Origin of the sequence: Kluyvera intermedia (assembly GCF_034424175.1) — a bacterium.
GTDB classification, from domain to species: Bacteria; Pseudomonadota; Gammaproteobacteria; order Enterobacterales; family Enterobacteriaceae; genus Kluyvera; species Kluyvera intermedia.
This window is the reverse complement of sequence record NZ_CP139986.1, coordinates 80,023-106,860: the sequence shown is the minus strand read 5'-3', so window position 1 is coordinate 106,860 and position 26,838 is coordinate 80,023. Positions and strand designations below refer to the sequence as shown.

Here is a 26,838-nt window from a genome sequence, read left to right as displayed (position 1 = left end):
CCCTGTCCAGCGTCAGAGCCTGTAGATTACGGTTCTCCGCCATTTTCGGCCTGGTCCTGGAGCGTTTGCGCACTTTCTCGTTAGATTGTTAACGGTTTAGCCACCCGAATGTTTCCTGCCTCACACTTTTCGTTCCAAAAACGTTCATTATTTGGCGCGAAAACGCTCATTTCTTGACGAGGTACACACATTTTGATTTCGATATTTCTCGTTTACGCTCGTTAACGATAAATTAACACTATGCCTACATGGCAACGTGAGCGTCTTAAATGCTCATGCACACAATAATCATTAATTTGTCTTCAGGATTCCGATTATGAGCCAGACATCGACCTTAAAAGGCCAGTGCATCGCAGAGTTTCTTGGTACCGGGTTACTGATATTTTTCGGCGTAGGGTGCGTTGCCGCACTGAAAGTGGCGGGCGCAAGCTTCGGCCAATGGGAAATCAGCATTATCTGGGGTCTGGGTGTGGCAATGGCCATTTATCTGACCGCTGGCGTATCCGGTGCGCACCTTAATCCAGCAGTCACCATCGCATTATGGCTGTTCGCCTGCTTCGACCGCCGCAAAGTCGTACCGTTCATTGTCGCCCAGGTTGCCGGGGCATTTTGCGCCGCTGCGCTGGTGTATGGGCTGTACTACAACCTTTTCTTCGACTTCGAACACACGCACAATATGGTACGCGGTAGTGTAGAAAGTCTTGAACTGGCTGGAATTTTCTCCACTTATCCAAACCCACATATCAATTTTGTGCAGGCCTTCGCGGTAGAAATGGTGATTACCGCTATCCTGATGGGCTTGATTCTGGCGCTGACCGATGACGGTAACGGCGTTCCACGTGGGCCGCTGGCACCGCTGCTGATTGGTCTGCTAATTGCGATTATCGGGGCGTCCATGGGGCCGCTGACCGGATTTGCGATGAACCCGGCACGTGATATCGGACCAAAAGCCTTCGCCTGGCTGGCAGGCTGGGGCGACGTCGCCTTCACCGGCGGCAAAGATATTCCTTATTTCCTGGTGCCGCTGTGTGCGCCAATCGTCGGTGCCGCGCTGGGCGCATTCAGCTATCGTAAGCTGATTGGTCGCCATCTGCCGTGTGACACCTGCGAGGTTGAAGAGCCGAAAGCGGTCTCCAGCCAAAACCAACACAATGCTTCGCTGTAATCTGACTACGGAACGCTCATTATGACTGACAAAAAATATATCGTTGCGCTCGACCAGGGTACCACCAGTTCCCGCGCCGTTGTTATGGATCATGACGCCAACATCGTCAGCGTGTCACAGCGCGAATTCGAACAAATTTATCCAAAGCCAGGCTGGGTTGAACATGACCCGATGGAAATCTGGGCCACCCAAAGCTCCACGCTGGTCGAAGTGCTGGCAAAAGCCGACATTAGCTCTGACGAGATTGCCGCTATCGGTATTACCAACCAGCGTGAAACCACGGTGGTGTGGGAGCGGGAAACCGGCAAACCGATTTACAACGCGATTGTGTGGCAGTGCCGTCGTACTGCGGATATTTGCGAAAAATTAAAACGTGACGGTATGGAAGAGTATGTGCGTGATACCACCGGACTGGTGGTTGACCCGTACTTCTCCGGCACCAAAGTAAAGTGGATCCTTGATCACGTAGAAGGTTCCCGTGAGCGCGCACGTCGTGGCGAGTTGCTGTTTGGCACCGTCGATACCTGGCTTATCTGGAAAATGACCCAGGGACGCGTACACGTCACCGACTACACCAACGCCTCGCGTACCATGCTCTTTAACATCAACACTCTAGAGTGGGATGACAAGATGCTGGAGGTGCTGGATATCCCGCGCGCCATGCTGCCAGACGTGCGCAAGTCGTCAGAAGTATACGGCCAGACCAACATCGGTGGTAAAGGCGGTACGCGTATTCCTATCGCCGGGATTGCCGGTGACCAGCAGGCGGCGCTGTTTGGCCAGCTGTGCGTGAAAGAAGGGATGGCAAAGAACACCTACGGCACCGGCTGCTTTATGCTGATGAACACCGGTGAAAAAGCGGTGGCCTCAAGCCACGGTCTGCTGACCACCATCGCCTGTGGCCCACGTGGCGAAGTGAACTATGCGCTGGAAGGCGCGGTGTTTATGGCGGGTGCATCCATTCAGTGGCTGCGTGATGAAATGAAACTGATTAGCGATGCGTTCGATTCCGAATACTTCGCCACCAAAGTGAAAGACACAAACGGCGTTTACGTGGTGCCCGCCTTTACTGGCCTTGGCGCACCATATTGGGACCCGTATGCTCGCGGTGCAATTTTCGGCCTGACCCGTGGTGTGAACTCTAACCACATCATCCGCGCAACGCTGGAATCTATCGCCTACCAGACCCGTGACGTGCTGGAAGCAATGCAGGCTGACTCCGGTATTCGTCTGCACGCCCTGCGCGTGGACGGCGGTGCGGTAGCCAACAACTTCCTGATGCAGTTCCAGTCCGACATTCTGGGTACGCGCGTTGAGCGTCCAGAAGTGCGTGAAGTGACAGCGCTGGGTGCGGCCTATCTGGCCGGTCTGGCGGTCGGCTTCTGGCAGAATCTGGATGAGTTGCAGGAGAAAGCGGTCATTGAGCGCGAGTTCCGCCCGGGGATTGAAACCACCGAACGTAACTTCCGCTACAGCGGCTGGAAGAAAGCGGTGAAACGCGCATTAGCGTGGGAAGATCACGACGAGTAAGCGCCGAAAGGGATGCCGGATGGCGACGCTAACGCGTCTTATCCGGCCTACAAACGATACCTAACCGTAGGCCGGATAAGCGTAGCGCCATCAGGCAAAAAAAATGCCGGAGATTATCTCCGGCATTTTTATTTCAACCAAACATCGGCAACATTAAATACAGCTTAATCACCAGCGCATTGACGATATCAATAAAGAACGCCCCCACCATCGGCACCACCAGAAACGCGGTATGCGAGGGGCCGAAACGTTCGGTAATCGCCTGCATGTTGGCAATCGCTGTTGGCGTAGCGCCAAGACCAAAACCGCAGTGACCCGCTGCCAGTACCGCTGCATCGTAGTTTTTGCCCATCAAACGATAGGTCACAAAAATGGCGTACAGTGCCATGGCCACGGTCTGCACCGCGAGGATTGCCAGCATCGGCAATGCCAGATCCGCCAATTCCCATAGCTTCAGGCTCATCAGCGCCATGGCCAGGAATAATGACAAACTCACGTTGCCCAGAACCGACACCGCGCGCTCAAAGACGCGGTAAAAGCCCACCAGCGCCAGACCATTACTGAGGATTACCCCAACAAACAGTACGCAGACAAACGTTGGCAACTCCAGCGCCGTCCCTATCAACAGTTGCGCAATCACCTTACCGACCGTCAGGCAGATAGCGATAAGCGCGATTGTTTCAATCAGCACTAACGAGGTGATGACACGCCCAACATCCGGCTTCTCAAATGCGGTCGGCACTTCCTGGTCATCCGGCGTACCGTTTGGTGACGATGAATGCTTCACCAGATAGCGCGCCACCGGGCCGCCAATCAACCCGCCCAGCACCAGACCGAAGGTTGCGCACGCCATCGCCACTTCGGTGGCATTGGTAAAACCGTAGCGCTCGATAAACAGTTTGCTCCACGCAGCACCGGTACCGTGACCACCCGACAGCGTAATTGAGCCCGCCAACAGGCCCATAATAGGGTCAAGACCGAGCAGCTTTGCCATGCCGATGCCCAATGCGTTTTGCAGTAACAGCAGGCCGACAACGACAATCAGGAACATGCCCACCACTTTCCCGCCTGAACGCAGGCTGGCAATGTTGGCATTAAGCCCAATGGTGGCAAAGAACGCCAGCATCAGCGGGTCTTTCAACCCCATATCAAAGTCAATTTCCCAACCCATGCTTTTCTTTAGCACCAGCAACGCCAGCGCCACCAGCAGGCCGCCCGCAACGGGTTCGGGGATAGTGTATTTCTTCAGGAAGGGGACGTTCTGGACCAACTGTCGTCCGAGCAGCAACACCAGCGTTGCGGCCACGAGCGTCGATAAGGTATCGAGATGAAACATAAGTGCAGCTCCTTACTAAACGCATGATCCATTCATACGCGACAAATTTCCGATGTCGTGAGAGCCTCATCATGAGGCGTCGGCCCAAAGTGTAAGCAAGAAAAGGGAAAAAGTGATAGAAAAAGGTACTATTACTCATCAATTTCGTTAACCCCTGCCACCAAATACGTATCTTTTATCCGGGTATTTGCCGCAATATTTTCCCCGACTTCAAAGCAACCGATTGCTTTTACCAGCCAGTCCGCTAAAATCGCCACTTTTCCGACACGAGATGGCCTGAAAAGATGTCCGCTAACACCCTCGAACACGTCGAAGCGCAACCGGTTGCGCCGAAGCACAACAGCGAATTAATTTACCGTCTGGAAGATCGCCCGCCGCTTCCGCAAACCCTGTTCGCCGCACTTCAGCACCTGCTGGCAATGTTTGTCGCGGTGATCACCCCCGCGCTGCTGATTTGTCAGGCACTGGGGCTTCCCGCCGAAGACACCCAGCACATTATCAGCATGTCGTTATTCGCCTCCGGTGTGGCATCTATCATTCAGATTAAAGCCTGGGGCCCGGTTGGCTCTGGCCTGCTGTCGATTCAGGGCACCAGCTTCAACTTTGTCGCCCCGCTGATTATGGGCGGAACGGCGCTGAAAACCGGCGGTGCCGATGTACCAACGATGATGGCAGCGCTGTTCGGCACATTGATGTTGGCAAGCTTCACTGAGATGGCCCTATCCCGCGTGTTGCATCTGGCTCGCCGCGTGATCACTCCGCTGGTCTCCGGCGTGGTGGTGATGATTATTGGTCTGTCACTGATTCAGGTTGGTCTGACGTCCATCGGCGGCGGCTATGCCGCGATGGCGAACAACACCTTTGGCGCGCCGAAAAACCTGCTGCTGGCGGGCGTGGTACTCGCCATCATTATTCTGCTTAACCGTCAGCGCAACCCTTACCTGCGCATCGCTTCACTGGTCATCGCCATGGCGGCAGGCTACCTGGTGGCCTGGGCACTCGATATGCTGCCGCAAAATACCGCACCCACCAACAGCGCTCTGATTATGGTTCCAACGCCGCTCTACTACGGTTTAGGCATCGACTGGAACCTGCTGCTGCCGTTGATGCTGGTGTTTATGATCACCTCGCTGGAAACCATTGGCGATATCACCGCCACCTCCGACGTGTCTGAACAACCGGTCTCTGGCCCGCTTTACATGAAGCGCCTAAAGGGCGGCGTGCTGGCAAACGGCCTTAACTCCTGTGTTTCCGCCGTGTTCAACACCTTCCCAAATTCCTGCTTCGGGCAGAATAACGGCGTTATCCAGTTGACCGGCGTCGCCAGCCGCTACGTGGGCTTTGTGGTTGCGCTAATGCTGATCGTTCTCGGCCTGTTCCCGGCGGTCAGCGGCTTCGTCCAGCATATTCCGGAACCGGTTCTCGGCGGTGCAACGCTTGTGATGTTCGGCACCATCGCCGCATCCGGCGTGCGTATTGTCTCTCGCGAACCGCTGAACCGCCGCGCAATCCTGATTATTGCACTGTCGCTGGCCGTCGGCCTTGGCGTTTCTCAGCAGCCGCAAATCCTCCAGTTCGCCCCGGACTGGCTGAAAAACTTGCTCTCTTCCGGCATCGCTGCCGGTGGGATCACGGCGATTATTCTGAACCTGGTCTTCCCGCCAGAGAAAGAGTAAGCCCGATGCGGCAGTGGCTTTGCCCACTGCCGCTGACATCGAATAATACGATTCCCGCCTTGAGCATTGCGCATAAATCATGCATAACAGGTTTATGTGCCCTGCTCAGGATGGAAGATCATGAAATTTCTTGGAAAGCTGCTTATCTGGCTACTGATCGCCCTGCTGCTGGTGATGCTGGCCTTTTACTTTCTGCTGCAAACACGCTGGGGCGCACGTCAGATTAGCCATTGGCTAAGCGATAACACCGCCTATCAGGTCACCTTTGATGCGATGGATCATCGCTTCTCTTCCCCGTCGCATATCCTGCTGAAAAACGTCACGTTTGGCCGTGATGGCAAGCCCGCGACGCTGGTTGCCAAAGATGTCGATATTGGCCTTAGCTCGCGCCAGATAACCGACCCACTGCATGTGGATACCATCTTGTTGCAGGACGGGACGCTGAACCTCTCGCCGTCCAACGCGCCATTGCCATTTGCCGCCGACCGTTTACAACTGAGAAATATGGCGCTCAACAGCCCGGAAACCGGCTGGGAGCTCAGTGCTCAACGCGTCTTCGGCGGCGTAGCGCCATGGTCGCCAGAAGCAGGGAATGTGCTGGGGAAAAAAGCGCATATTCAGATGAGCGCAGGCTCGCTCTCGCTGAACGGCGTTCCAGCCACCAACGCGTTAATTGAAGGTGATATTAACGGCAGCGAAGTGACGTTAACCACCGTCGGGGCTGATATGGCACGCGGTTCGCTGACCGGCAACGCTCGGCGTAACGCCGACGGTAGCTGGGTGGTGGACAATCTGCGCCTCAACGACATCCGTCTACAAAGCGACAAATCGTTGCTCAATTTCATGGCACCACTGACCACCGTGCCCTCTCTGCAAATTGGCCGCCTGGACGTGACCGATGCCAGCCTGCAAGGCCCAGACTGGGCGATAGCCGATCTGGACCTCAACTTGCGCAACCTGACGCTCAGCAACGGCGGATGGCAGAGCACCGATGGCAAGATCTCGCTGAATGCCAGCGAGTTTATCTACGGCTCGCTGCATCTGCTTGACCCCATCCTCAATGCCGAACTCTCGCCGCAGGGGATTGCGCTGCGCCAGTTCACCTCACGCTGGGAAGGTGGCATGGTACGCAGTTCCGGTAACTGGCTGCGTTCCGGTAACGCACTGGTGCTGGACGATGCAGTCATCGCCGGGTTGGAATATACGCTGCCGGAGAACTGGAAAACGCTGTGGATGACGCCGCTGCCTGAATGGCTGCAAAGCATCACCCTGAAAAAATTCGGGGCGAGTCGTAATCTGGTGATTGATATTGACCCTGAATTCCCCTGGCAGGTCACGGCGCTGGACGGCTATGGCGCAAACCTCCAGGTGGTGAAAAACCGTCAGTGGGGCGTCTGGGGCGGCAGTGCGACGCTGAACGGCGCTGCGGCGACCTTTAATCGCGTGGACATTCGACGGCCGTCGATGGCGCTGAATGCCGATGCCTCGAACGTCAACGTGACCGAGCTGAGTGCCTTTACCGAAAAAGGGATTCTGGAAGCCACCGCCACGGTATCGCAGCAACCGCAGCGACACACCAGCGTGACGTTAAACGGACGCGGCGTGCCGTTGAATATCCTGCAACAATGGGGCTGGCCGCAGCTCGCTATTGGCGGGGATGGGAATATTCAGCTCACCGCCAGCGCAAGCGTTCAGGCCGATGCACCGCTTAAGCCGACGGTGAATGGGCAGCTTCATGCGGTGAATATGGGGAAACAGGAAGTAACGCAGCAAATGCAGGGTGGTGAAATAAAGTAGCCCGCCAAGCGGAGCGCCGCCGGGATTTTTCCCTGAGCAACCCCGGGGTCGGTGCTGACGTACCCGGCCCGGGCTACTGGATTGAACGAGCCAATATTCCCTCACCCCGGCCCTCTCCCAAAGGGAGAGGGAGCAAACCAAACTGGTCCCCTCTCCCGAAGTGAGAGGGAGCAAACCGGCACAAAACAGTCCCCTCTCCCCAATGGGGAGAGGGTTAGGGTGAGGGGGCAAGCTCAAACTTACAGTGTAATCACCAAGTCATTACCCTGCGCCGTCACCACCACGCCCAGCTCGCTACCCGCCTGAGTACCGCCCTGTACGCCAGCAATCTGCTGAACGTTGCGCAGGCACAGCGTCCAGCCGCTCGCCTGACCATGACCTTTCACGGTAACAGTATTGCCCTGACGTTCCGCCTTCAGCGTATAGATAACCGAGCCGTCCGCCGCTGGCACTTCACACACCGCTTCACACCTGTCTTCCAGATGGAACAACTGGAACTCCGTGCCTTCATGCCATGCGTAGTTCGGCTTCTGGTTATTGTTACCCATCGCAAGCAGAGTGTTGTCGCGCACGTAAACCGGCAGGCTCATAAAATCATGCTGCTGTTTATGCCAGCGGCTGCCCTGCACTTCGTCGTTGTGCCACAGGTGCGTCCAGCGGCCTTCCGGCAGATAGAACTGCACATCGCCCGCTTCGGTGAACACTGGCGCAACGGCCAGAGAATCGCCGAGCATATACTGGCGGTCGAGGTAATCACACGCCGGATCGTCCGGGAACTCCAGCATCATCGCTCGTAGCATTGGCGTGCCCTGCTCGTTGGCCAGCGCCGCCTGACGATACAGGTACGGCATCATGCGACACTTCATTTCAGTGAAGTAACGCACCACGTCGCAGGACTCGTTGTCGTACGCCCATGGCACACGATAGGATTTGCTACCGTGCAGGCGGCTGTGGCTGGAGAACAGACCAAACGCACACCAGCGCTTATAAACATCCGCAGGCGCGGTGTTCTCGAAGCCGCCGATATCGTGGCTCCAGAAACCAAACCCGGACAGGCCAATCGACAGGCCCCCGCGCAGGCTTTCCGCCATCGATTCGTAGTTGGCGTAGCAGTCGCCGCCCCAGTGAACCGGGAACTGTTGGCCACCCACGGAGGCAGAACGGGCGAACAGCACCGCTTCTTTCTCACCGACGGTTTCTTTCAGAACGTCCCACACCATTTCGTTGTAGATAAAGGCGTAGTGGTTGTGCATTTTCTGCGGGTTAGAGCCATCAAACCACTGAACATCCGTTGGAATACGCTCGCCGAAGTCGGTTTTAAAGCAGTCGACGCCCATCGCCACCAGCTCTTTGAGCTTGTCTGCGTACCACGCACAGGCTTCTGGATTGGTGAAGTCATAAATCGCCAGGCCCGGCTGCCATTTATCCCACTGCCAGATAGAACCGTCAGGACGTTTTAGCAGGTAACCTTTTTCTTTCAGCTCTTTGAATACCGGTGATTTCTGGCCGATGTATGGGTTTATCCATACGCAGACTTTCAGCCCTTTTTCTTTCAGGCGCTGGATCATGCCTTTTGGATCCGGGAAGGTCACCGGGTCCCACTCAAAGTCGCACCACTGGAAGGCTTTCATCCAGAAGCAGTCGAAGTGGAAGACGTGCAGCGGCAGGTCACGCTCCGCCATACCGTCGATAAAGCTGTTTACCGTTGCTTCGTCGTAGTTTGTGGTGAATGAGGTGGTCAGCCACAGACCAAATGACCAGGCCGGTGGCAGCGCCGGACGCCCGGTGAACTGGGTATAGCGGTTCAGCACCTCTTTCGGGGTTGGGCCGTCGATGACGAAGTATTCCAGATACTCGCCTTCCACGCTGAACTGCACTTTAGAAACCTTCTCAGAACCAATCTCGAAGGAGACGTTTTCCGGGTGATTCACCAGCACACCATAGCCACGGTTAGTCAGGTAGAACGGAATATTTTTGTAGGACTGTTCGGTACTGGTACCGCCGTCCTTGTTCCAGGTTTCCACGTTCTGACCGTTGCGCACCAGCGCGGTAAAGCGCTCGCCCAGGCCGTAGACCGTTTCGCCAACGCCCAGGTCCAGACGCTCGAACATGTAGTTGCGATTGTCGTTGGTATCCTGCACGTAGCCGTTATTTTTCAACTCGCTGCCGGTAATACGCACGCCGTTGCGCAGGAAGTTCAGCGACCAGAACTCGCCTTTGGTGACGCGCACGCTCAGGTTGCCGCTTTTCAGTTCGGCAAATTCTGCGTTGTCTTGTATCTGCACCTTCACATCTTTCAGCACGTTCAGCGGATAGTGCGGGCCGGTTTCCAGCGCACCCAGGAAGTGCTGAATACGCACCCCAATCACGCCTTCCTGCGGTGAGAAAAAGCGGATAGCAAACATCGGCGTATCCAGCTGTGCTGCGCGCTCACGCACATCACGCGGTGCCACGTTAACCACCATCTCATTGCCATGCTGTTCAACATCAAACACCTGGACCGGATGAATCAAATTGAGGCCCGGTTGGGTCATCCAGTTTCCATCACTGATCTTCATAGTTCGTCCTCTTAATGCTCTAAAGATTGATTCATAGATACGTTTTCAAAGTCCTGCTGATTGCGATGCGCACCGCTCGCCAGTTCCGCCATCATGTTGACGAGGAACGGAGTTTTCAGGGTGTAGAAGCGTTTCGCCACAATGGCGCTCAGCAGGTAGCAAATTGCCGGTACGATAGTAAACAGGGCGATAATGATGCTGATGGTGGTCGGATTCTGCACTTTGGCCGCGGCGTCGTAACCGCCACCTGCCAGCATCCAGCCAATCATCGCGCCGCCCAGCGCCAGACCCAGCTTCAACACGAACAGCGTGCCCGCGAAGCTAATGCCGGTCAGGCGTTTGCCGTTGCGCCATTCGCCGTAGTCAACGGTGTCGGACATCATGACCCACTGAATCGGGGTCACCAGTTGGTGCAGTACGCCAATCGCAAAGATGAAGGCGAACATCATGATGTCTGCTCTCATCGGCACAAAGAACATCGCCAGACTCAGCACCGCCAGAATGGCGTTGGTCCACCAGAAGACGCTGACTTTACATTTCCAGTCGGTTAGCGGTTTTGCCAGCGCCGAGCCAATCAGGTTGCCGACGCAGTAGGTGGTGAGGAAAGCGGTAAACAGCGCCGGGGAGCCTAAGATCCAGGTGACGTAATACATCATCGCGCCTCCGCGTACGCAGACCGCCATGATGTTGAGGATGGTGAGCAGGCCGACAATACGCCACTGGTCGTTTTGCCAGATGTCGCGCAGGTCTTCACGCATCGAGTTGTTGGTTGGCGGCGCTTCCACACGTTCTTTGGTGGTGAAGAAGCAGAAAGCCAGCATCGCAAAGGCAATCACCGAGAGCACCGCAATCCCGCCCTGGAAGCCCAGCGCTTTGTTGTCGCCGCCAATCAAATTCACCAGCGGCATCATCAATACGGTAGAGAGCATGCCGCCCGCCGTGGCCAGAACGAAGCGCCAGGATTGCAGAGAGATACGCTGTGTCGGGTCATTGGTGATCACGCCGCCCAACGCACAGTAAGGAATATTGACTACGGTATAGAACAGGGTGAGCAGCGTGTAGGTGGCTGCCGCATAAATCAGTTTGCCGTTATAGCTGAGGTCTGGCGTGCTGTACGCCAGCACACACACGATACCGAACGGCAGCGCGCCAAACAGTACCCAGGGGCGGAACTTGCCCCAGCGAGTCCGCGTGCGGTCGGCCAGCAGCCCCATGCACGGGTCGGAGATTGCATCCAGCGCACGCGCCAAAAGGAACATGGTGCCAACATAGCCTGCGGGTATACCGAAAATATCGGTATAGAAAAACATCATGTACAGCATGACGTTATCAAAAATGATATGGCTGGCAGCATCGCCCATGCCATAACCAATCTTCTCTTTGACAGATAATACTTCACTCTTCATCTTTCAAACCCCTTTGCACCGAGTCCACGCCGGAACCGGTTACACGATTTGTAAACCATCCGCGCTATAAGGTGAATTGCGATATCTCGTTATCAAATTACGTTTCTTAATTTCTGTGATCTGGGTAGGGGGATAGAGTGTGTCGAAGTGTAACTTACGGATTTTGTGGGGATTTCTGTTTATTTGATGCTAACGACGTAAAGCAGAAGCGAAATAAATGTAAGTAAAGATGTGGTAACTGCTTGAAAGTAGCTATAATGCGCACCGCCTCCATGTAGCAATCGAGGCGCGGAAGATCGTCGTCTCCGGTGAGACGATTGGCTTTTATTGCAGTGGTAGCCGTTCACGGCTCCCGGCAGGTTCGACTCCTGCGGTCTCCGCCAAATTTCGCTTCTCTTTTCGGCTTTACCTCCCTGCTCGCTATTTTCCTCAAGCTGCATTCAAACCTGTTATTACCTGTCCCGGTACGTTTACGCTGTTCCCATACGCTGGCAGTGGCTGATAAAACATCGCCACAGTTGAACTTATGTGGTTAAAAATAGGGCAGTTTTGGATAGATTCGCGTTAATCGTCGGAGTAATGGCGAGATAATGTACGACGGCGGTGAAAAACGTTTTGCCATGCACAAAGGTAACCTCTGGAAAAGGAAGGGTTTTATCCTAAGTCCAGAATGGGAGCATCATTCAGGCGATAAATAATGTGCCTGGGGGATGTGGTAAATGATTGAAAGTAGCTATAATGCGCGCTGCCTCCATGTAGCAATAGAGGCGCGGAAGATCGTCGTCTCCGGTGAGGCGGCTGGACTTCAAATCCAGTTGGGGCCGCCAGCGGTCCTGGGCAGGTTCGACTCCTGTGATCTTCCGCCAATTTTCATCTAACCACATCCGACAAAGTCCTTTAAAACCATTATTTACAGCAAGTTATCTAATAGCCTCGTCCGTATAAGTCCGAGACAATCTCCCTAAATCCACGAAAAATATGTATAGTGTTGTGTATAAATTTTTTATACACAGATTTCACTTATACACATGCCTCTTACAAACATACAAATTCGACGCGCTAAGGCACAGGACAAGCCCTACACCCTCAATGATGGACAAGGTTTATCCTTGCTCATAAATCCAGATGGGACCAAAGGGTGGAGATTTCGCTATCGGTTTGCAGGTAAAGCCCGGTTAATGTCATTCGGTTCCTACAGTCTCGTCTCGCTTGTAGAGGCTCGCGACAAACGCGAAACAGCACGCAAGCAGGTAGCAAATGGCATCGACCCAGTCGAAGAACGTAAAGCTCAAAAGCTGGCGCAGCAGCTCTCTACAGAAAACTCATTCGAAGCTATATGTCGGGAGTGGCATTCAAATAAAGCCGATCGCTGGACAGTGGCCTACCGCGAAGAAATTATGAAGACATTTGAGCAAGATGTTTTTCCGTACATTGGTAAGCGCCCTATAAGTGAGATTAAGCCGCTGGAACTGCTTGAGGTGCTACGACGAATAGAAAAGCGTGGAGCGCTGGAAAAGACCAGAAAAGTGCGCCAAAGATGCGGTGAGGTTTATCGATACGCAATTATCACTGGCCGCACTGAATACAACCCAGCACCTGATTTGGCAATCGCTTTGGCCGTTCCGAAGCAAAAACATCATCCATTTCTATCTGCCGAGGAATTGCCTCATTTTATTCGGGATCTCGAAGCGTATACCGGTAGCATCATCACTAAAAATGCTACGAAGATAGTCATGCTGACTGGTGTAAGAACGCAGGAGATGCGCTTTGCTACGTGGGAAGAAGTAGACCTCGGAAAAGAGATATGGGAAATCCCCGCTGAACGGATGAAAATGCGTAGGCCTCACATTGTTCCTTTATCTACCCAAGTGATTGAACTTTTCAAGCAGCTAAAGCCTGTTACCGGACATTATCCCTACATTTTTATTGGTAGAAACAACCGTAGTAAACCCATTTCTAAAGAAAGTGTGTCACAGGTGATTGAATTGCTAGGCTACAAAGGACGTGCTACAGGTCACGGATTTAGACACACGATGTCGACAATCCTGCATGAACAGGGATTTGATAGTGCTTGGATCGAAATGCAATTAGCGCATGTGGATAAGAATAGTATTCGAGGGACTTATAATCATGCGCTGTATTTAGAGAAAAGACTGCAAATGATGCAATGGTATAATAACTTACTTTATCCCTCTAATAATTAACAAACCTTTTAATTAATATTAAAGGACTACATTGTGAATAAAGAAACCGTAATTAGTGTATTGATCCGAATTTTACAGGAGCCTCGTGACGGACTTATATTAATAAATGGAAGATGGGGTGTTGGTAAAACTCATTTTTTACAGCATGAGTTCAAAAAATTTTATAATGATGTAAGCCATTTTTATATGTCTGCACTAGGTTTAAATAGCTTGCAAGATTTCAAGGATAGAATGCTCAGTGTGACATATTTAGAAAACTCATCCGAGATAGAAAAACTTGGTGAGTTAACTGCAAGTGCTACATCCGCGTTCTCCCAAGAAGAAAGTTTTGGAAAGCTTACCGATCAGGTTCTTACAATCTTTTCGGGTGCGATGAGAGATTACGTTCTTAAAGACCTATCTGGTATATTTATTATCGACGACCTTGAAAGAATCCCCAAAGAATTGCGAGATGAAATAGCGACCTATTGTTTACAACAATATCAAAAAAATAGACTACTCCATTACATTTTAGTCGGCAATTTCTCAGAGCAAAGCGAGCAAATATTAAATCACAAAGAGAAAGTGATAAGCGATGAAATTCATTTCTCGATCAGCAATATTTCAGAGATTTTAGCGGAAAAACTAAAATGCCAAGATGAAAAGCGCAGAGACACTATAACGAAAGTTATAATAGACTTTGAAGAAACTAACTTGAGAATAATCAATAGAGTAGTTGTAAAATTATTACCTCTTATTGAGGTATCAGAGATAAATGAGGAGATTTGGGATGCAGACATTAAGAACTTAGTAAGCTCATTATGTGCGCATATAATACTTAAGGAAAAATTTGCATATCAAAAAGATGATTATCATGAAAATTATCTATCATCATCCCTTAAAACGCTCTCAAGTACATCTGATGATAAGACCAAGCAGATTAGTAAAGAAGAAAGCAATTTATTAAACATCACTGCTTACAAATCTTACAACAATCTGATGGCTCCATATTGTTTCAATGCAATATCAAAAAATGATATCCTTCCATATCTCTTCCCAAGAAGACAAAAATTACAAAAAAGTGATTATGCTGGTTTAGCGCAACCTGAGTTGTTCGATATTTCAGAAAAAGATTATTTAGATGAAGTTGAAAAAGTAATTCTCAAAAAAGACAACCCAAAACTCTCCATTTGGTTGATGGCCACACATAATTACATTAGATTATCACAGTCAAGTTATCTTTCAAAAAGAAAAGGGTTAACGAAGAAAGTAATTTTAAGTAAAAAAACAACCTTTAGTGATGAGGAAATAAAGACATATTTTTCTGATTTAAATCCTAACATCGATGACATACCTCTTCACATTTTAAGAAGAGATAATGATGATATACATAATTTTTTTGTTGATAAATACAAAGATATAAAAACTTTTGAAAAAATAAACCAGCTAAAAGATAAAATGATTAATGATGGTTGGTCTGCTATAGACGCAGATGTTTATCAGTCAAAATTTAAATTCAACTTGCTCGAAAAGTTAAATGTAGACTTAATCATTTCCGCAATAAAAAATAAGTGGACCATTCGTGACATCAATACCTTTTCCAATCATCTAGCATCACTCTATAATTTTTCAAATTTATCTGACTTCCTATCAAGTGAGTTACCGCATCTCAGGAAGTTACATTCATCCTTAATCTCTCATCATAAAGGATTATCAAAATCTTTTCGAAAAGGCGCAGTTATGCAATTAACGGATACGGTTGGAATTGTGAAGAAGGCTTTAGAAGATAGTATTGCCGCTAAATCCTTAACGTTTAACAGCCAATCTCCGGGAAATTGATATTGAATTAATGAGCATGAGAGCAAAAAACATTCTTGTCGGCGCGCGCAATGCTATCCCCTCCTCGCCTGCCCGCTTCCGGGGGCGCTTTTAATGCAGGTGCATGAAGGGCTTCAGGCCGCGCCAGCACTGGTGCGGCGGGGGGTGGAAAATTCAGGGTTTTTCATGCAAAGCCATGCAGCGTATGCATGCATGGCTATTTTTCTTAAAAAGACGGGTATTTTCGGGGCGTTTTATGCGGATTTTTTGCGGGTCTGCGCGGCCTGTCGGCATATGAAAATCTGACTTTGTTCAGGTGTATATTTTGCCCGGTTGTCCTCTCTGGAGGCTCTGTCAGGTCGGAACCCTATGGTCGTCAGAATATCCCGATCATCCTGCGCATAATGAATATCTCTTCCGCTGGCCAGATGGACTGATAGCGCTTCGCGAATGCTGTCGGCCGCCCGGTCGAGAGCCCGTTCTCTGACGATTTCAGGTTGTTCGCTGAGGTGCATTAATTCCGGCGCCAGTGCTGCGGCTAGCGGGTCGCCACTGACCTGCATAAAGGCGTGGAGCTGGCGACGCATGCTGATACGCTGCACAGTCTCATGTGACCGGATATACCGACCGGCTGACTGGTTTACTGCCCATTTTTTCAGGTCAATATCATCACGCAGCGCCTGTGCTGCGTCTGGCTCATAACGGATGCAGGTCAGCTCATGCTCTTTCAGCGCCATTTCTGCCTGTGCCAGCGCGGACTTGCTGTGCATCCAGTCTGTTTTATTCTTCTGACAGGTCTCAAAGGCCTGCTCCAGTGGTGCTCGTATCATTTCTTTTCTCCTGAATCAGTGGCGCAGTGATGAACGGGCGCAGTCCAGAATACGGGGCGGCGTCACGGGTGCTGCTGGTGACGGGGTAGGCTTTTCTTCTGCCGGTGGCCGAATCACCTCATCGATAGATTCGATGGTGCGAAAGGTCGCGGAGCAGAAGACATTCACGCACTGGAGATAGCTCTGTTTGACGTTATCCGACAGGTAACGACTGGTGCGAACATGGGCGGCCTGTTTGCAGTACGGACAGCGCATCATGGCTTCACCCCCTGCGGTTGTTTCTGCTGTGCCAGTTCTTTAGCCCGTAACATCCTCTGAGCAGGGCTTTTATACAGTTTCATATCCACGCCAGTGAGTGCCGGGCGGTGAAGTCCAGTCTGTGAAATTACCGGCTCATGCTCCATGCTGAATGCGTAATACTGGCTCTGTGCCAGTACGTTCTCGCCCAGCTCCTGAATCAGAATATTGTGAGGGTGTTCTTCTCCACTCATTTTGAGTTCACGCAGACGCAAAGCAAAAGCGCGTACCAGTGCAGGAGGAATGTCTTTCATCATGGCTGCCCACTCGTTTCGGGCATAGGCAGAGAATACCGTAAAATGGGTGCCGACGTACTTATCTCCTGATGCGCAGGCTGCCAGCATGGTACGGGTCTTATCATCTTCCAGTTCAGCAATCAGAGCAGTGAATTCTTCCGCCAACTCACGACCGGCCACCCGCTGACCATGTTCGGCTTTCAGCTCCGGGGTCATCATGCCGCGCAGTTCGCGAAAACGGGTACGCCAGTTCTGCTCAGCTTCAGCACTCTCATTCAGCGCGTTCTGGCGTTCTTTCTCGCTGCGGGTAATGGCGGCCTCGATATCATTCAGTTTCAGCATATTTTCCGTGTGTGCGGATTTAGCCTGACTAAACGCATCAAGTGCGTTGTTTATTGTGGTCTCTGCGTTCTGGTTTGCTTTCTCATTAATAGTATCCAGTGCATTCTCAATGGCCGTACGGATAGTCTCATTCTGCGTGTGACCAATGGTTTTCATTACTGAAGTAAATAACTCTGGTTTCATCGTCGGGCTCTCTGTGTGTTTTCAACCTGACGCCATTCTGCCGCCCCTCAGACAACAACTCGATTCATTGAGGTTGTAGCAGCCACGACACAAACAGGACTTAAAAACCCGGCTTGCCAGAGAAAGGTCGCAGGAAAACCCTTATTCATCATTTGTTTTTTTACTGATAACTATTCACCACTGTTCACCTTAATAAAAAAGATAAGTAATACAGTAAATTAAAGGGTGAACAGTTGGAGAGTGACTGTTCACCGTCTGTTCACCACTGTTCACCACTGTTCACCCTTCAGTTTTTTCAGCTAATCAATCCGTTAGACTTTTTGGCGATTAAAAAAATGGAATATATAAATAAAAGCAATCAGCGGTTTACCATTTTGTTATCAATAATTGTCAACGATTGCCAATGTTTGCCATTGCTTTCATAAGCGTAAAGTCAATGTTTGTTTTCATAAAAATCTCACATGACCTGAGGAAAAATATAACCATAATAAGGAGCTACCTGAAGCCGGGCAGACACGACCGGCACTGTATGGACTTTATGAGGTAGCCCAATGCACATCGCTTTTTCTTCCCCGTCTTCTGCGCCAGTCGCCCCACCAATACCGTTTTCTGACGCCGCTCAGGAGCGCTTTATTCGCCTGCCCGAAGTGATGCACCTGTGCGGCCTGTCCCGCTCCACGATTTATGACCTCATCAGCCGGGAGGCTTTCCCGAAACAGATCTCACTTGGCGGTAAAAACGTGGCGTGGGCGCAGTCAGAAATTACCGCATGGATGGCCGAGCGGATCGCCGACCGTAACCGGGGCTGTGACGCATGATGATGGCCGTTTTTCTGAAAGCCCCTTTTTCTGGCTTGCTTCCGTTCGCCGTTTCCAGGTATAGTTTTCCCGCTGTCGCAAAATCGGCAGCCGGAATTGGCGTTCCGTTTAACTTATTGGCGACCTTAGACGCGTCTTGCGTCTTTTTTTACGTCGTAGCTCAGGCACACCCATTTTCCGGGCTGTGGTGTTTGCATATACACCGTGGCTCCTGTCAGATAATGGTAGTCCGGGCGGGGCAGCCTTCGGGCTGGCCGGTTTCCAATAAGGCCGGTTACGCCAACCCCGTTCGGGCTACCACCAGTGAAATTGGCGTTTCCGGTGGTAGCAATAACCGCTACTTATTGGAGGCTGCCCTTATGGCTACTACCCTCACCCTGTCTCACCCGCAATTTGTCTTCGTGTTTGCCGCCGTTCGTCGTGCAGACCGTAAGCCCCGTATCTGTATGCTCCGCACTGTTGCTGGTGATGAACATGCCGCACGTCTTTCCCTCGTTCGCGATTACGTCCTTTCGTTCGCTGGCCGTCTGCCGGTTGCGGAGGTGCGCGCATGAGACACGTTACTATTACCTCCCCTGACCTCGAATGCCTTGAGCATATGCGTAATGTCGGACAGCTCGTCGGCAATCTGATGCAGGCGCAGGACTGCACGACCATTCGCCGTGATCCGGCACAGCAGTTACAGCTCACCTCCGTAATTTATCTCATGACTGCCCAGCTCGACGGTGTGGTCGAACGATGCAACCAGCGCTGGCTGGCCGGGGAGGGCAACGTATGAAAACCGAACTATCCCCTACTCTTCGTTCTGTGCTTTACCGTCGTGCCATCGCCTGTGCATGGCTGACCCTGTGCGAACGACAGCAACGCTATCCACACCTCACCCTCGACGCGCTGGAAAACGCCATTTCTAACGAACTGGAGGGCTTTTATCTGCGCCAGCACGGCGAGGTAAAAGGCCGTCAGATTGCCTGTGCGCTGCTCGAAGATTTAATGGAAGCCGGACCACTAAAAGCCGCGCCGTCGCTGTCCTTTCTCGGGATGGCCGTCATGGATGAACTCTGCGCCCGTCATATCGCCGCGCCGGTTGTGCACTGAGGGAGAAAATAACAATGAAAATGAACGTAACAGAAACCGTAAAACAGGCGTGCGGCCATTGGCCGCGCATTCTCCCGGCTCTGGGTGTGAAGGTGATTAAAAACCAGCATCAGGCCTGCCCGGTGTGCGGTGGCTCTGACCGCTTTCGCTTCGATGATAAAGAGGGACGCGGAACGTGGTTCTGCAACCAGTGCGGCGCAGGTGACGGGCTGAAACTGATCGAGAAGGTGTTCGGAGTGTCGCCCTCCGAGGCCGCCGGGAAGGTGAGCGCCCTGACCAGCAGCCTGCCGCCGGTTGCTGAGGACATGATTGCTGTCGCTGAGGCTGAAACTGATGCCAACCGCAAAGCCGCAGCCACGCTTGCCGCAAAGCTTCTGGAGAAAACCCGACCGGCCACCGGCAATGCCTACCTGACCCTCAAGGGCTTTCCAGCGTTCGAATGCCTTACGCTGACCACCACGCACAAAACCGGCGGCGTGACGTACCGCGCCGGTGATTTAATCGTGCCGCTGCAGGACGATACCAGCGCTCTGGTTAACGTTCAGCTTATTAATTCTGACGGCCTCAAACGCACCCTGAGAGGCGGAGCGGTAAAAGGAGCGTATCACCTTATTGAAGGGAAAAAAGAAGCTGGAAAACGGCTGTGGATAGCGGAGGGCTATGCGACCGCGCTCACCGTGCATCACCTGACCGGCGAAACCGTCATGGTGGCTTTCTCGTCTGTTAACCTCCTTTCTCTGGCGAGCCTTGCCCGTCAGAAACACCCGGCCTGTCAGATTATCCTCGCAGCCGACCGCGACCTCAGCGGGAACGGCCAGACCAAAGCCGCAGCGGCCGCACAGGCCTGTAATGGCACGGTTGCCCTCCCGCCGGTATTCGGTGACTGGAATGATGCGTTTTCGCTGGAAGGTGAGGACGCAACGCGCAAAGCGATTTACAGTGCCATCAGGCCAGCGGCGCAAAGCCCTTTCGACACCATGAGCGAAGCGGAATTTACCGCCATGAGTACCAGTGAAAAGGCGATGCGGGTGCATGAGCATTACGGCGAGGCGCTAGCCGTGGATGCGAACGGCCAGCTCCTCTCACGCTATGAAGCCGGGACATGGAAAATCATTCCACCGTCGGACTTTGCACGCGACGTGGCCGGGCTATTCCAGCGTCTGCGCGCCCCGTTCTCGTCAGGGCGAATTGCCTCGGTGGTCGACACCCTGAAACTGATTATCCCGCAGCAGGCCGCCCCGGCGCGTCGTCTGATTGGTTTTCGCAATGGCGTACTCGATACACTGACCGGCAAGTTCAGCCCGCACAGCAAATCGCACTGGCTGCGCACCCTGTGTGACGTGGATTTTACCCCGCCGGTGGAGGGCGAAACGCTGGAAACCCACGCGCCAAACTTCTGGCGCTGGCTCGACCGGGCTGCCAGCGGCAACGCTGATAAACGTAATGTGATACTTGCCGCGCTGTTTATGGTGCTGGCGAACCGCTATGACTGGCAGCTCTTTCTCGAAGTCACCGGACCCGGCGGGAGCGGAAAAAGTATTCTGGCCGAAATTGCGACCCTGCTCGCCGGGGAAGACAACGCCACGTCAGCGACCATCGAGACGCTGGAATCACCACGTGAGCGCGCCGCGCTGATTGGATTCTCGTTGATACGACTGCCGGACCAGGAGAAATGGAGCGGGGACGGCGCAGGACTTAAGGCCATCACCGGCGGCGATGCCGTGTCGGTTGACCCGAAATACCGCGACGCCTATTCGGCCTATATCCCGGCGGTGATTCTGGCCGTGAACAATAACCCGATGCGCTTCACCGACCGCAGCGGGGGCGTATCACGTCGCCGGGTAATCATCCACTTCCCCGAGCAAATCGCCCCGGAGGAACGCGATCCGCAGCTCAGGGATAAAATCGCATGCGAGCTGGCCATCATCGTGCGCCAGCTTATGCAGCAGTTTAGAGACCCGATGACGGCGCGTACCTTGCTCCAGTCACAGCAGAATTCTGACGAGGCACTCAGCATCAAGCGCGACGCTGACCCGACGTTTGATTTTTGCGGCTATCTGCAAGCGCTGCCGCAGACGAACGGGATGTTTATGGGAAACGCCAATATCATCCCGCGACAGCCCCGAAATTATCTCTATCACGCCTATCTGGTGTATATGGAGGCCAACGGCTACAAGCATGTGCTGAGCCTGAAAATGTTCGGGCTGGGGTTGCCGATGATGCTGAAAGAGTACGGGATGAATTACGAGAAGCGGCACACCAAGCAGGGGACGCAAACCAACCTGACGCTCAGGGAAGACAGCAATGGCGACTGGCTGCCGAAGTGCGACGAAACCGCAGCGACATAACCCACTCAGACCGGCAATCGCCGGTCTTTTTATATCTGATTATCCTGCTGGGTGAACAATCGACTGTTCACCCTTCACTGTCTAATCACCACCTAAGCCAATGAATAAATTACATAAAATTGAAAGATGAACAGAGTGAACAGTAAAACCTAAAAAAACTTTTAAGGGAGGAGTCCGGTACGGCTAAAGTGAGTAGAAGTCAGTTTAGGATGATTGCGTATTCAATGAAGATTCCAAATATCACATTGATATATCTACAATTAATTTATATTTGCCGATTTAACGATACTCGTCAAAAATTTTAAATTCTCTAATAATGTTGAGAGGATCAGGGAAATCAAGCTAATCTTAGCGTTTACTAATGCTGATTTTTGGCTAAAGGTGCAGAGTGAGATTGATGTTAAGATGATGAATAATAAGAATATTGGACAATTATTTACAAGCCAAGCTATAAACGCCGTTGCAGATGGTGATTTTTCGTTACTTCACGAATTAGCGGCGACTACTTTAACTCCGAAATTTTTCCCTGTTAAGGTTTCCGAAATATTCGATATAGCTTTTAAAAAGCTATCTCATGAATATAAATCAGAGTATTTTTTCAAAAACATTATAGCAAACGAAGTGTTTTTGAAAAAACATAAGAAAAACGAAGCAGTAATGCTCTCTGAGTTTAGAGTTGGTACAAATAAAGCAGATTGCGTAATTTTAAATGGATTATCAACTTGCTATGAAATAAAAACCGAACTAGATAATCTAAAAAGATTACCAGAACAATTAGACTCATATATTAATTTATTTGATAAGGTCTATGTCGTAGCGGCTAAGACTCACATTGAAAAAATCAAGCTTTTAATTCCTGAAACTGTTGGCATCATTGAACTAACAGAAAAAAATAAGTTGGATGAAATAAAGCCTGCATCGATCATCGATTCGGAAATTAATCCGAAATTAATGATTAGTTCTATGCGAATTGCAGAGTATAAACATATGGCCGAAAAAATATCCGGGATGAGAATCGACCTCCCAAACATGGATGTATATTCTTTTTGCCTAGAAATATTCGAGAACATAGACTCTCAAACTCTAAGAAAGCACTTCCGTGACTCACTCAAGATACATAGAGCAAACAACATTAGCTTTATTAATACGTTACCTAGATCACTAAAATCATCAGCAATTAGTTTTAGTATCAATCAGTCTCGTCAGAGATCACTGACCAAAATACTATCAAGCTACATTGAAAAGGATGATATATGTACTTCCCTTTACTCAGAGGTAAACAGTTCGAGTTTACAGCGTTAAGAGAACTATCGGCTATTGTGCCCAATAGCCTTTTTAAACCAGTTATTGAGCCCGTACGAGAAAACACAAAGCAGCTCGAAACTACGATTAACTCATTGAACAAAAACAATATTACGCCACTTATTATTGTCAATTCAGAGATAGGAGAACTCAAAGGAAAGACTGATCAATTCATTAATGAACTATATAAAATCAAAGGTATATCATTCACCCCCTGCATTAAATATATAGATAACATTCAGGAGTTTGATAGATTAAATGGTCTTATAAAAGGGGAAAAAGCATCATATGTTGAAAGTGGTGTTACCCGAGATTTGGTATCTCGTTTAAAAACATTTACAATTAATATCATTCCTGAAGGTTCACCTAACATTGTGCTACAGCAATTATCAAATATTGTATTAATGGATGACCCATTTAAAAAGAAAAAAAGGAATGCTGATTATCCGTCAAATTCATACTTCTCAGATTTGCATGTCCGTTATAAAGGTGTCCACAATTCAGTAATTGGTTTTGGAGATTTCAATATTGCGGGTTCAGATTATGCAGAATCTGGCGGCCCTGCATACGTGGTGACTATTCATGCTAGCTATTTGGATAGTGATGAATTTGATGCAATGTCCGTTAAACATTTTTCATCAATCGATGATGGCACCCCCTCGAATCCATCAGGAAAATTCCAGCAAGCTCTAGAAAAGCTTGTCGTGCATGATCAAACTTATCCCGGTTTCTTTGATAACACATTAGGCCTACGTGAGTTTAAAGCACTTCATTCACGTAGACATTACCCTGGGCTTGGCCAGGTCAAGCAATTTTCGATGGAACACCATATTGAAACAATCTGCAACTTCATCGCAATCTAGTTGTTCCGTATGTATATAGAAGTGTATAACTTGGCGGTTATCACCCTAATAAAATTATATATATTAGTATGTTACCCGCCAATACTGACTCCTGTGATCTTCCGCCAATTATCATTTACAGGCCATTCGGCCTATCTACTTTATCCATTTATTTTCATATTATTCTCGCTTTGCATACGAGATGAATAAATGAATATCGCGCTAACTATCATAGCAATTGCTGCAACCCTAATTAGTCCCCTATTAGCCGTTCAATCCCAAAAACTCATTGAACGATACACAGAAGCTAAGTCGTTAAAAATTGAAATTTTTAAACAACTAATGTCAACCCGTTCACAAAAAGCACGGTTATCGAGTAACCATGTAAATGCATTGAATATGATTGATCTAGCTTTTTATGGGAAAATTAAGAAAGATAGGGCAAAGAGAACCAAATCTGAAGGCCGCGTAATTTCAGCGTGGAATCTATATTTTACACATTTAAATAGCCCATACCCTGATAATGAAACATTGGGAGCCATATGGAATCAAGAAAGTAATACGAAATTTTTAGATTTACTCTCAGAAATCGCTAAAGACATTGGTTACAACTTCGAAAGAGTACAACTGCAAACAGCTATTTATTCCCCGGTTGCTCATGGAGAAATCGAGAATGACAATATGAGGATAAGAAAGGGTTTGGCGTCAGTGTTCTCAGGGGAGCATCCTTTGAAGATGGAAATTGTAGGCATCCCAAAAAGGCATGAAAATTAACTATTCCATTCCAGAATTTGGTGATGCTGCCAACTTACTGATTTAGTGTATGATGGTGTTTTTGAGGTGCTCCAGTGGCTTCTGTTTCTATCAGCTGTCCCTCCTGTTCAGCTACTGACGGGGTGGTGCGTAACGGCAAAAGCACTGCCGGACATCAGCGCTATCTCTGCTCTCACTGCCGTAAAACATGGCAACTGCAGTTCACTTACACCGCTTCTCAACCCGGTACGCACCAGAAAATCATTGATATGGCCATGAATGGCGTTGGATGCCGGGCAACCGCCCGCATTATGGGCGTTGGCCTCAACACGATTTTCCGCCATTTAAAAAACTCAGGCCGCAGTCGGTAACCTCGCGCATACAGCCGGGCAGTGACGTCATCGTCTGCGCGGAAATGGACGAACAGTGGGGATACGTCGGGGCTAAATCGCGCCAGCGCTGGCTGTTTTACGCGTATGACAGGCTCCGGAAGACGGTTGTTGCGCACGTATTCGGTGAACGCACTATGGCGACGCTGGGGCGTCTTATGAGACTGCTGTCACCCTTTGACGTGGTGATATGGATGACGGATGGCTGGCCGCTGTATGAATCCCGCCTGAAGGGAAAGCTGCACGTAATCAGCAAGCGATATACGCAGCGAATTGAGCGGCATAACCTGAATCTGAGGCAGCACCTGGCACGGCTGGGACGGAAGTCGCTGTCGTTCTCAAAATCGGTGGAGCTGCATGACAAAGTCATCGGGCATTATCTGAACATAAAACACTATCAATAAGTTGGAGTCATTACCCGAACCGAGCCCCCACACCACCAGAAAGAATTACGGCAATATTTTTCATTTCACGCTACCCTTTTAATTCTTAAGAAAATAATCACTAGACATCAGTCACGTAAGGTTTTTAATATTACATTTGCAATCTTTTCGGCAGCCGAGACCCCATCAATGCAAAGTTCTTCCTTTAGTACCTTTTCGCGAAGTGGTTTCATCAAATCATTATTACTTACAACATTATCAACAAATTTATTAATATCATTTTCATGCCAGGCAACATCATAGGAAGAATAAATAAAATCAGCTGTTTTATTTAAGCCATGACATGTTTCATGTGTTAAATAAAGAATTGGTTTTGTCGACGGAAGATATTCGAGTAGAAATGATCCTGCATCAGCAATGAGTGCATCTGATTTTGAGAATGAGTCTTGATAATTTTCACTCGTATCCCAAGTCACATTATCTCTGGTCGCCGAAAGAGTAACAAGTTTCTGATAATTATCCCGTGCGCTTTGACTTGCAGCATCAATCCATTGTGTAAATAAAGGATGTGGACGGATGATAAGATGAATATCATCACGCATCATTATTTTCATGAAAACACGGCAATAGAGATTAAACGTGGTATACATTTTAACCTCACCTGGCAGCACAAAATGTGTTGTCCACAGCAGTGTCTTTTTTCTTTGATTTTGAAATGCAGCATTTTTTTTGTTATAGCGTGCATCATAATAATCAAACTTTGGATGCCCAGTAACATGGACATGTTTATTACCCGCCTGGCATTGGACTGCAAATTCATCTTTATGCCGCTGCGATCGGGCAAAAATCCACGTTGCAATATTCTGGCATAATAGATTGTATTGATAGACCATACTTTCTTCGCCTATGCCGGTATCAAGAGCATAGGGGATATAGGCTATTTTTACGCCTCGTTGGTGTAAATATTGGCTACGGAAAGTTTCTGGTCGAGCTTCATCGTAGGGATTTTGCAAAAAGACGACGTCTGGTCTTCTGGTTTCCAGCGAGTAATCCTCAAATCCAATATATTCAATATGTTGTTTACTAAGAATACGGCGTTGGATATCACCATTAATATCTGTCGCCTTCCAGTTTAGGTAAGGTACCACTACCACCTGGCAATCAAAGGCAGGATTATTCATCATGGTCTGGATCACTGACTCAAAGTTAGTCCACCCTGGTGACCATTGAAAATAGAAATCAACTTTGATCGGTCCTGATGTTGAAGGAGTAAACTTCTCAGGAACGGTAATACTGTTTAATGGCTTATTAAAAAGTTGTTCATAGTCAACAACCTTCCCTTCAATATCGCTTTTGTCCGGGAGCTGGTAACCGCTATTAGGGAAAATACCAATCCACAGATCTTCCTGCATACATCTATGCCAATGAACATCCAATGCAAACTCTTGCTGCATTCCTCCCTGGAGTAAAGCTTGTAACCCTGAGCGATAGTTGTAGATCAACCTATCGAGATAGGTACTATTCACAATGTAGGCACATGCGCACCAGGCC

At 49.9% G+C, this 26,838-nt stretch carries 22 protein-coding genes, 1 tRNA gene and 1 pseudogene; 17 read left to right on the top strand and 7 right to left on the bottom strand.

What is annotated here, in order from left to right:
- Positions 1-316 precede the first annotated feature (316 nt).
- Positions 317-1,165 carry an MIP/aquaporin family protein gene (locus tag U0026_RS00500; RefSeq protein WP_062775908.1) on the top strand — a complete coding sequence of 283 codons (849 nt, stop codon included), beginning with the start codon at positions 317-319 and terminating at the stop codon, positions 1,163-1,165.
- Positions 1,166-1,186: 21 nt separating this feature from the next.
- Positions 1,187-2,695 (top strand): glycerol kinase GlpK, encoded by a 1,509-nt coding sequence (glpK, locus tag U0026_RS00495; protein ID WP_062775910.1) that lies wholly within the window; start codon positions 1,187-1,189, stop codon positions 2,693-2,695.
- Between the two features lie 133 nt (positions 2,696-2,828).
- On the opposite strand, the gene gltS is transcribed toward glpK, so the two are convergent.
- Complete coding sequence (gene gltS, locus U0026_RS00490; RefSeq protein ID WP_062775912.1) at positions 2,829-4,031, bottom strand: sodium/glutamate symporter; 1,203 nt, start codon at positions 4,029-4,031, stop codon at positions 2,829-2,831.
- A 284-nt stretch (positions 4,032-4,315) separates the two neighbouring features.
- Between gltS and U0026_RS00485 the strand changes: the two genes are divergently transcribed.
- Together U0026_RS00485 and U0026_RS00480 are read left to right on the top strand one after the other, a co-directional pair.
- Entirely contained in the window at positions 4,316-5,707 is a 1,392-nt protein-coding gene (locus tag U0026_RS00485) for a nucleobase:cation symporter-2 family protein (RefSeq protein WP_062775914.1), read from the top strand.
- 120 nt (positions 5,708-5,827) lie between these two features.
- On the top strand, positions 5,828-7,504 hold the full coding sequence (locus U0026_RS00480) for an AsmA family protein (RefSeq protein WP_062775916.1): 1,677 nt from the start codon (positions 5,828-5,830) through the stop codon (positions 7,502-7,504).
- A 239-nt stretch (positions 7,505-7,743) separates the two neighbouring features.
- Here U0026_RS00480 and yicI read toward each other — a convergent pair whose 3' ends face one another.
- Entirely contained in the window at positions 7,744-10,062 is a 2,319-nt protein-coding gene (gene yicI, locus U0026_RS00475; protein ID WP_062775918.1) for an alpha-xylosidase, read from the bottom strand.
- An 11-nt stretch (positions 10,063-10,073) separates the two neighbouring features.
- Entirely contained in the window at positions 10,074-11,468 is a 1,395-nt protein-coding gene (locus U0026_RS00470) for a glycoside-pentoside-hexuronide family transporter (RefSeq protein ID WP_062775920.1), read from the bottom strand.
- Positions 11,469-11,758: 290 nt separating this feature from the next.
- On the opposite strand from U0026_RS00470, the pseudogene U0026_RS00465 reads away from it, so the two are divergent.
- The 4 genes and pseudogenes from U0026_RS00465 to U0026_RS00450 all read left to right on the top strand — a co-directional run bounded on the left by U0026_RS00465 (position 11,759) and on the right by U0026_RS00450 (position 15,490).
- Positions 11,759-11,851, top strand: a pseudogene (locus U0026_RS00465).
- Positions 11,852-12,239: 388 nt separating this feature from the next.
- Positions 12,240-12,334, top strand: a tRNA-Sec gene (locus U0026_RS00460).
- 162 nt (positions 12,335-12,496) lie between these two features.
- Positions 12,497-13,672, top strand: a complete 1,176-nt coding sequence (locus U0026_RS00455) for a tyrosine-type recombinase/integrase (protein ID WP_062775922.1) — start codon at positions 12,497-12,499, stop codon at positions 13,670-13,672.
- A 33-nt stretch (positions 13,673-13,705) separates the two neighbouring features.
- Positions 13,706-15,490: a P-loop NTPase fold protein gene (locus U0026_RS00450; protein WP_062775924.1), complete on the top strand. Its 1,785-nt coding sequence runs from the start codon at positions 13,706-13,708 to the stop codon at positions 15,488-15,490.
- A 233-nt stretch (positions 15,491-15,723) separates the two neighbouring features.
- Here the strand turns inward: U0026_RS00450 and U0026_RS00445 are convergent, their stop codons facing one another.
- Genes U0026_RS00445 through U0026_RS00435 form a run of 3 tightly spaced genes read right to left on the bottom strand, consistent with a single transcriptional unit; the run spans position 15,724 to position 17,357 of the window.
- Positions 15,724-16,299, bottom strand: a complete 576-nt coding sequence (locus U0026_RS00445; RefSeq protein ID WP_126440949.1) for a phage polarity suppression protein — start codon at positions 16,297-16,299, stop codon at positions 15,724-15,726.
- A gap of 15 nt (positions 16,300-16,314) precedes the next feature.
- Entirely contained in the window at positions 16,315-16,557 is a 243-nt protein-coding gene (locus U0026_RS00440; protein ID WP_062779951.1) for an ogr/Delta-like zinc finger family protein, read from the bottom strand.
- A complete protein-coding gene (locus tag U0026_RS00435; protein ID WP_126440948.1) occupies positions 16,554-17,357 on the bottom strand; it encodes a capsid protein in 804 nt (267 codons plus the stop codon). Before U0026_RS00435 ends, U0026_RS00440 begins: the two co-directional genes overlap by 4 nt.
- Positions 17,358-17,908: 551 nt before the next feature.
- Between U0026_RS00435 and U0026_RS00430 the strand changes: the two genes are divergently transcribed.
- From U0026_RS00430 to U0026_RS00390, 9 genes are all read left to right on the top strand, one after another.
- The gene (locus U0026_RS00430; RefSeq protein WP_062779894.1) at positions 17,909-18,175 is read left to right on the top strand and encodes a helix-turn-helix transcriptional regulator; all 267 of its coding nucleotides are present in this window, start codon (positions 17,909-17,911) and stop codon (positions 18,173-18,175) included.
- Positions 18,172-18,729: a host cell division inhibitor Icd-like protein gene (locus U0026_RS00425; protein ID WP_062779896.1), complete on the top strand. Its 558-nt coding sequence runs from the start codon at positions 18,172-18,174 to the stop codon at positions 18,727-18,729. The genes U0026_RS00430 and U0026_RS00425 overlap by 4 nt, the downstream gene beginning before the upstream one ends.
- Complete coding sequence (locus U0026_RS00420) at positions 18,726-18,953, top strand: hypothetical protein (protein ID WP_062779898.1); 228 nt, start codon at positions 18,726-18,728, stop codon at positions 18,951-18,953. Before U0026_RS00425 ends, U0026_RS00420 begins: the two co-directional genes overlap by 4 nt.
- Positions 18,950-19,270: a DUF5375 domain-containing protein gene (locus tag U0026_RS00415; RefSeq protein WP_062779900.1), complete on the top strand. Its 321-nt coding sequence runs from the start codon at positions 18,950-18,952 to the stop codon at positions 19,268-19,270. The genes U0026_RS00420 and U0026_RS00415 overlap by 4 nt, the downstream gene beginning before the upstream one ends.
- 14 nt (positions 19,271-19,284) lie before the next feature.
- Entirely contained in the window at positions 19,285-21,618 is a 2,334-nt protein-coding gene (locus tag U0026_RS00410) for a primase-helicase zinc-binding domain-containing protein (RefSeq protein ID WP_126440947.1), read from the top strand.
- Positions 21,619-22,023: 405 nt separating this feature from the next.
- Positions 22,024-22,920, top strand: coding sequence for a sce7726 family protein (locus U0026_RS00405; RefSeq protein WP_062779858.1), 897 nt, complete (start codon positions 22,024-22,026; stop codon positions 22,918-22,920).
- The gene (locus U0026_RS00400; protein ID WP_062779860.1) at positions 22,872-23,783 is read left to right on the top strand and encodes a sce7725 family protein; all 912 of its coding nucleotides are present in this window, start codon (positions 22,872-22,874) and stop codon (positions 23,781-23,783) included. The genes U0026_RS00405 and U0026_RS00400 overlap by 49 nt, the downstream gene beginning before the upstream one ends.
- Positions 23,784-23,972: 189 nt before the next feature.
- Positions 23,973-24,536 (top strand): DUF6680 family protein, encoded by a 564-nt coding sequence (locus U0026_RS00395; RefSeq protein WP_062779862.1) that lies wholly within the window; start codon positions 23,973-23,975, stop codon positions 24,534-24,536.
- Between the two features lie 74 nt (positions 24,537-24,610).
- A protein-coding gene (locus U0026_RS00390) for an IS1-like element IS1B family transposase (RefSeq protein WP_223364178.1) occupies positions 24,611-25,308 on the top strand; the annotation gives its coding sequence in 2 pieces (ribosomal slippage) (positions 24,611-24,860 and positions 24,860-25,308; 699 coding nt in all).
- Between the two features lie 107 nt (positions 25,309-25,415).
- On the opposite strand, the gene U0026_RS00385 is transcribed toward U0026_RS00390, so the two are convergent.
- On the bottom strand, positions 25,416-26,813 hold the full coding sequence (locus U0026_RS00385; protein WP_241973925.1) for a glycosyltransferase family protein: 1,398 nt from the start codon (positions 26,811-26,813) through the stop codon (positions 25,416-25,418).
- Between the last annotated feature and the right edge of the window lie 25 nt (positions 26,814-26,838).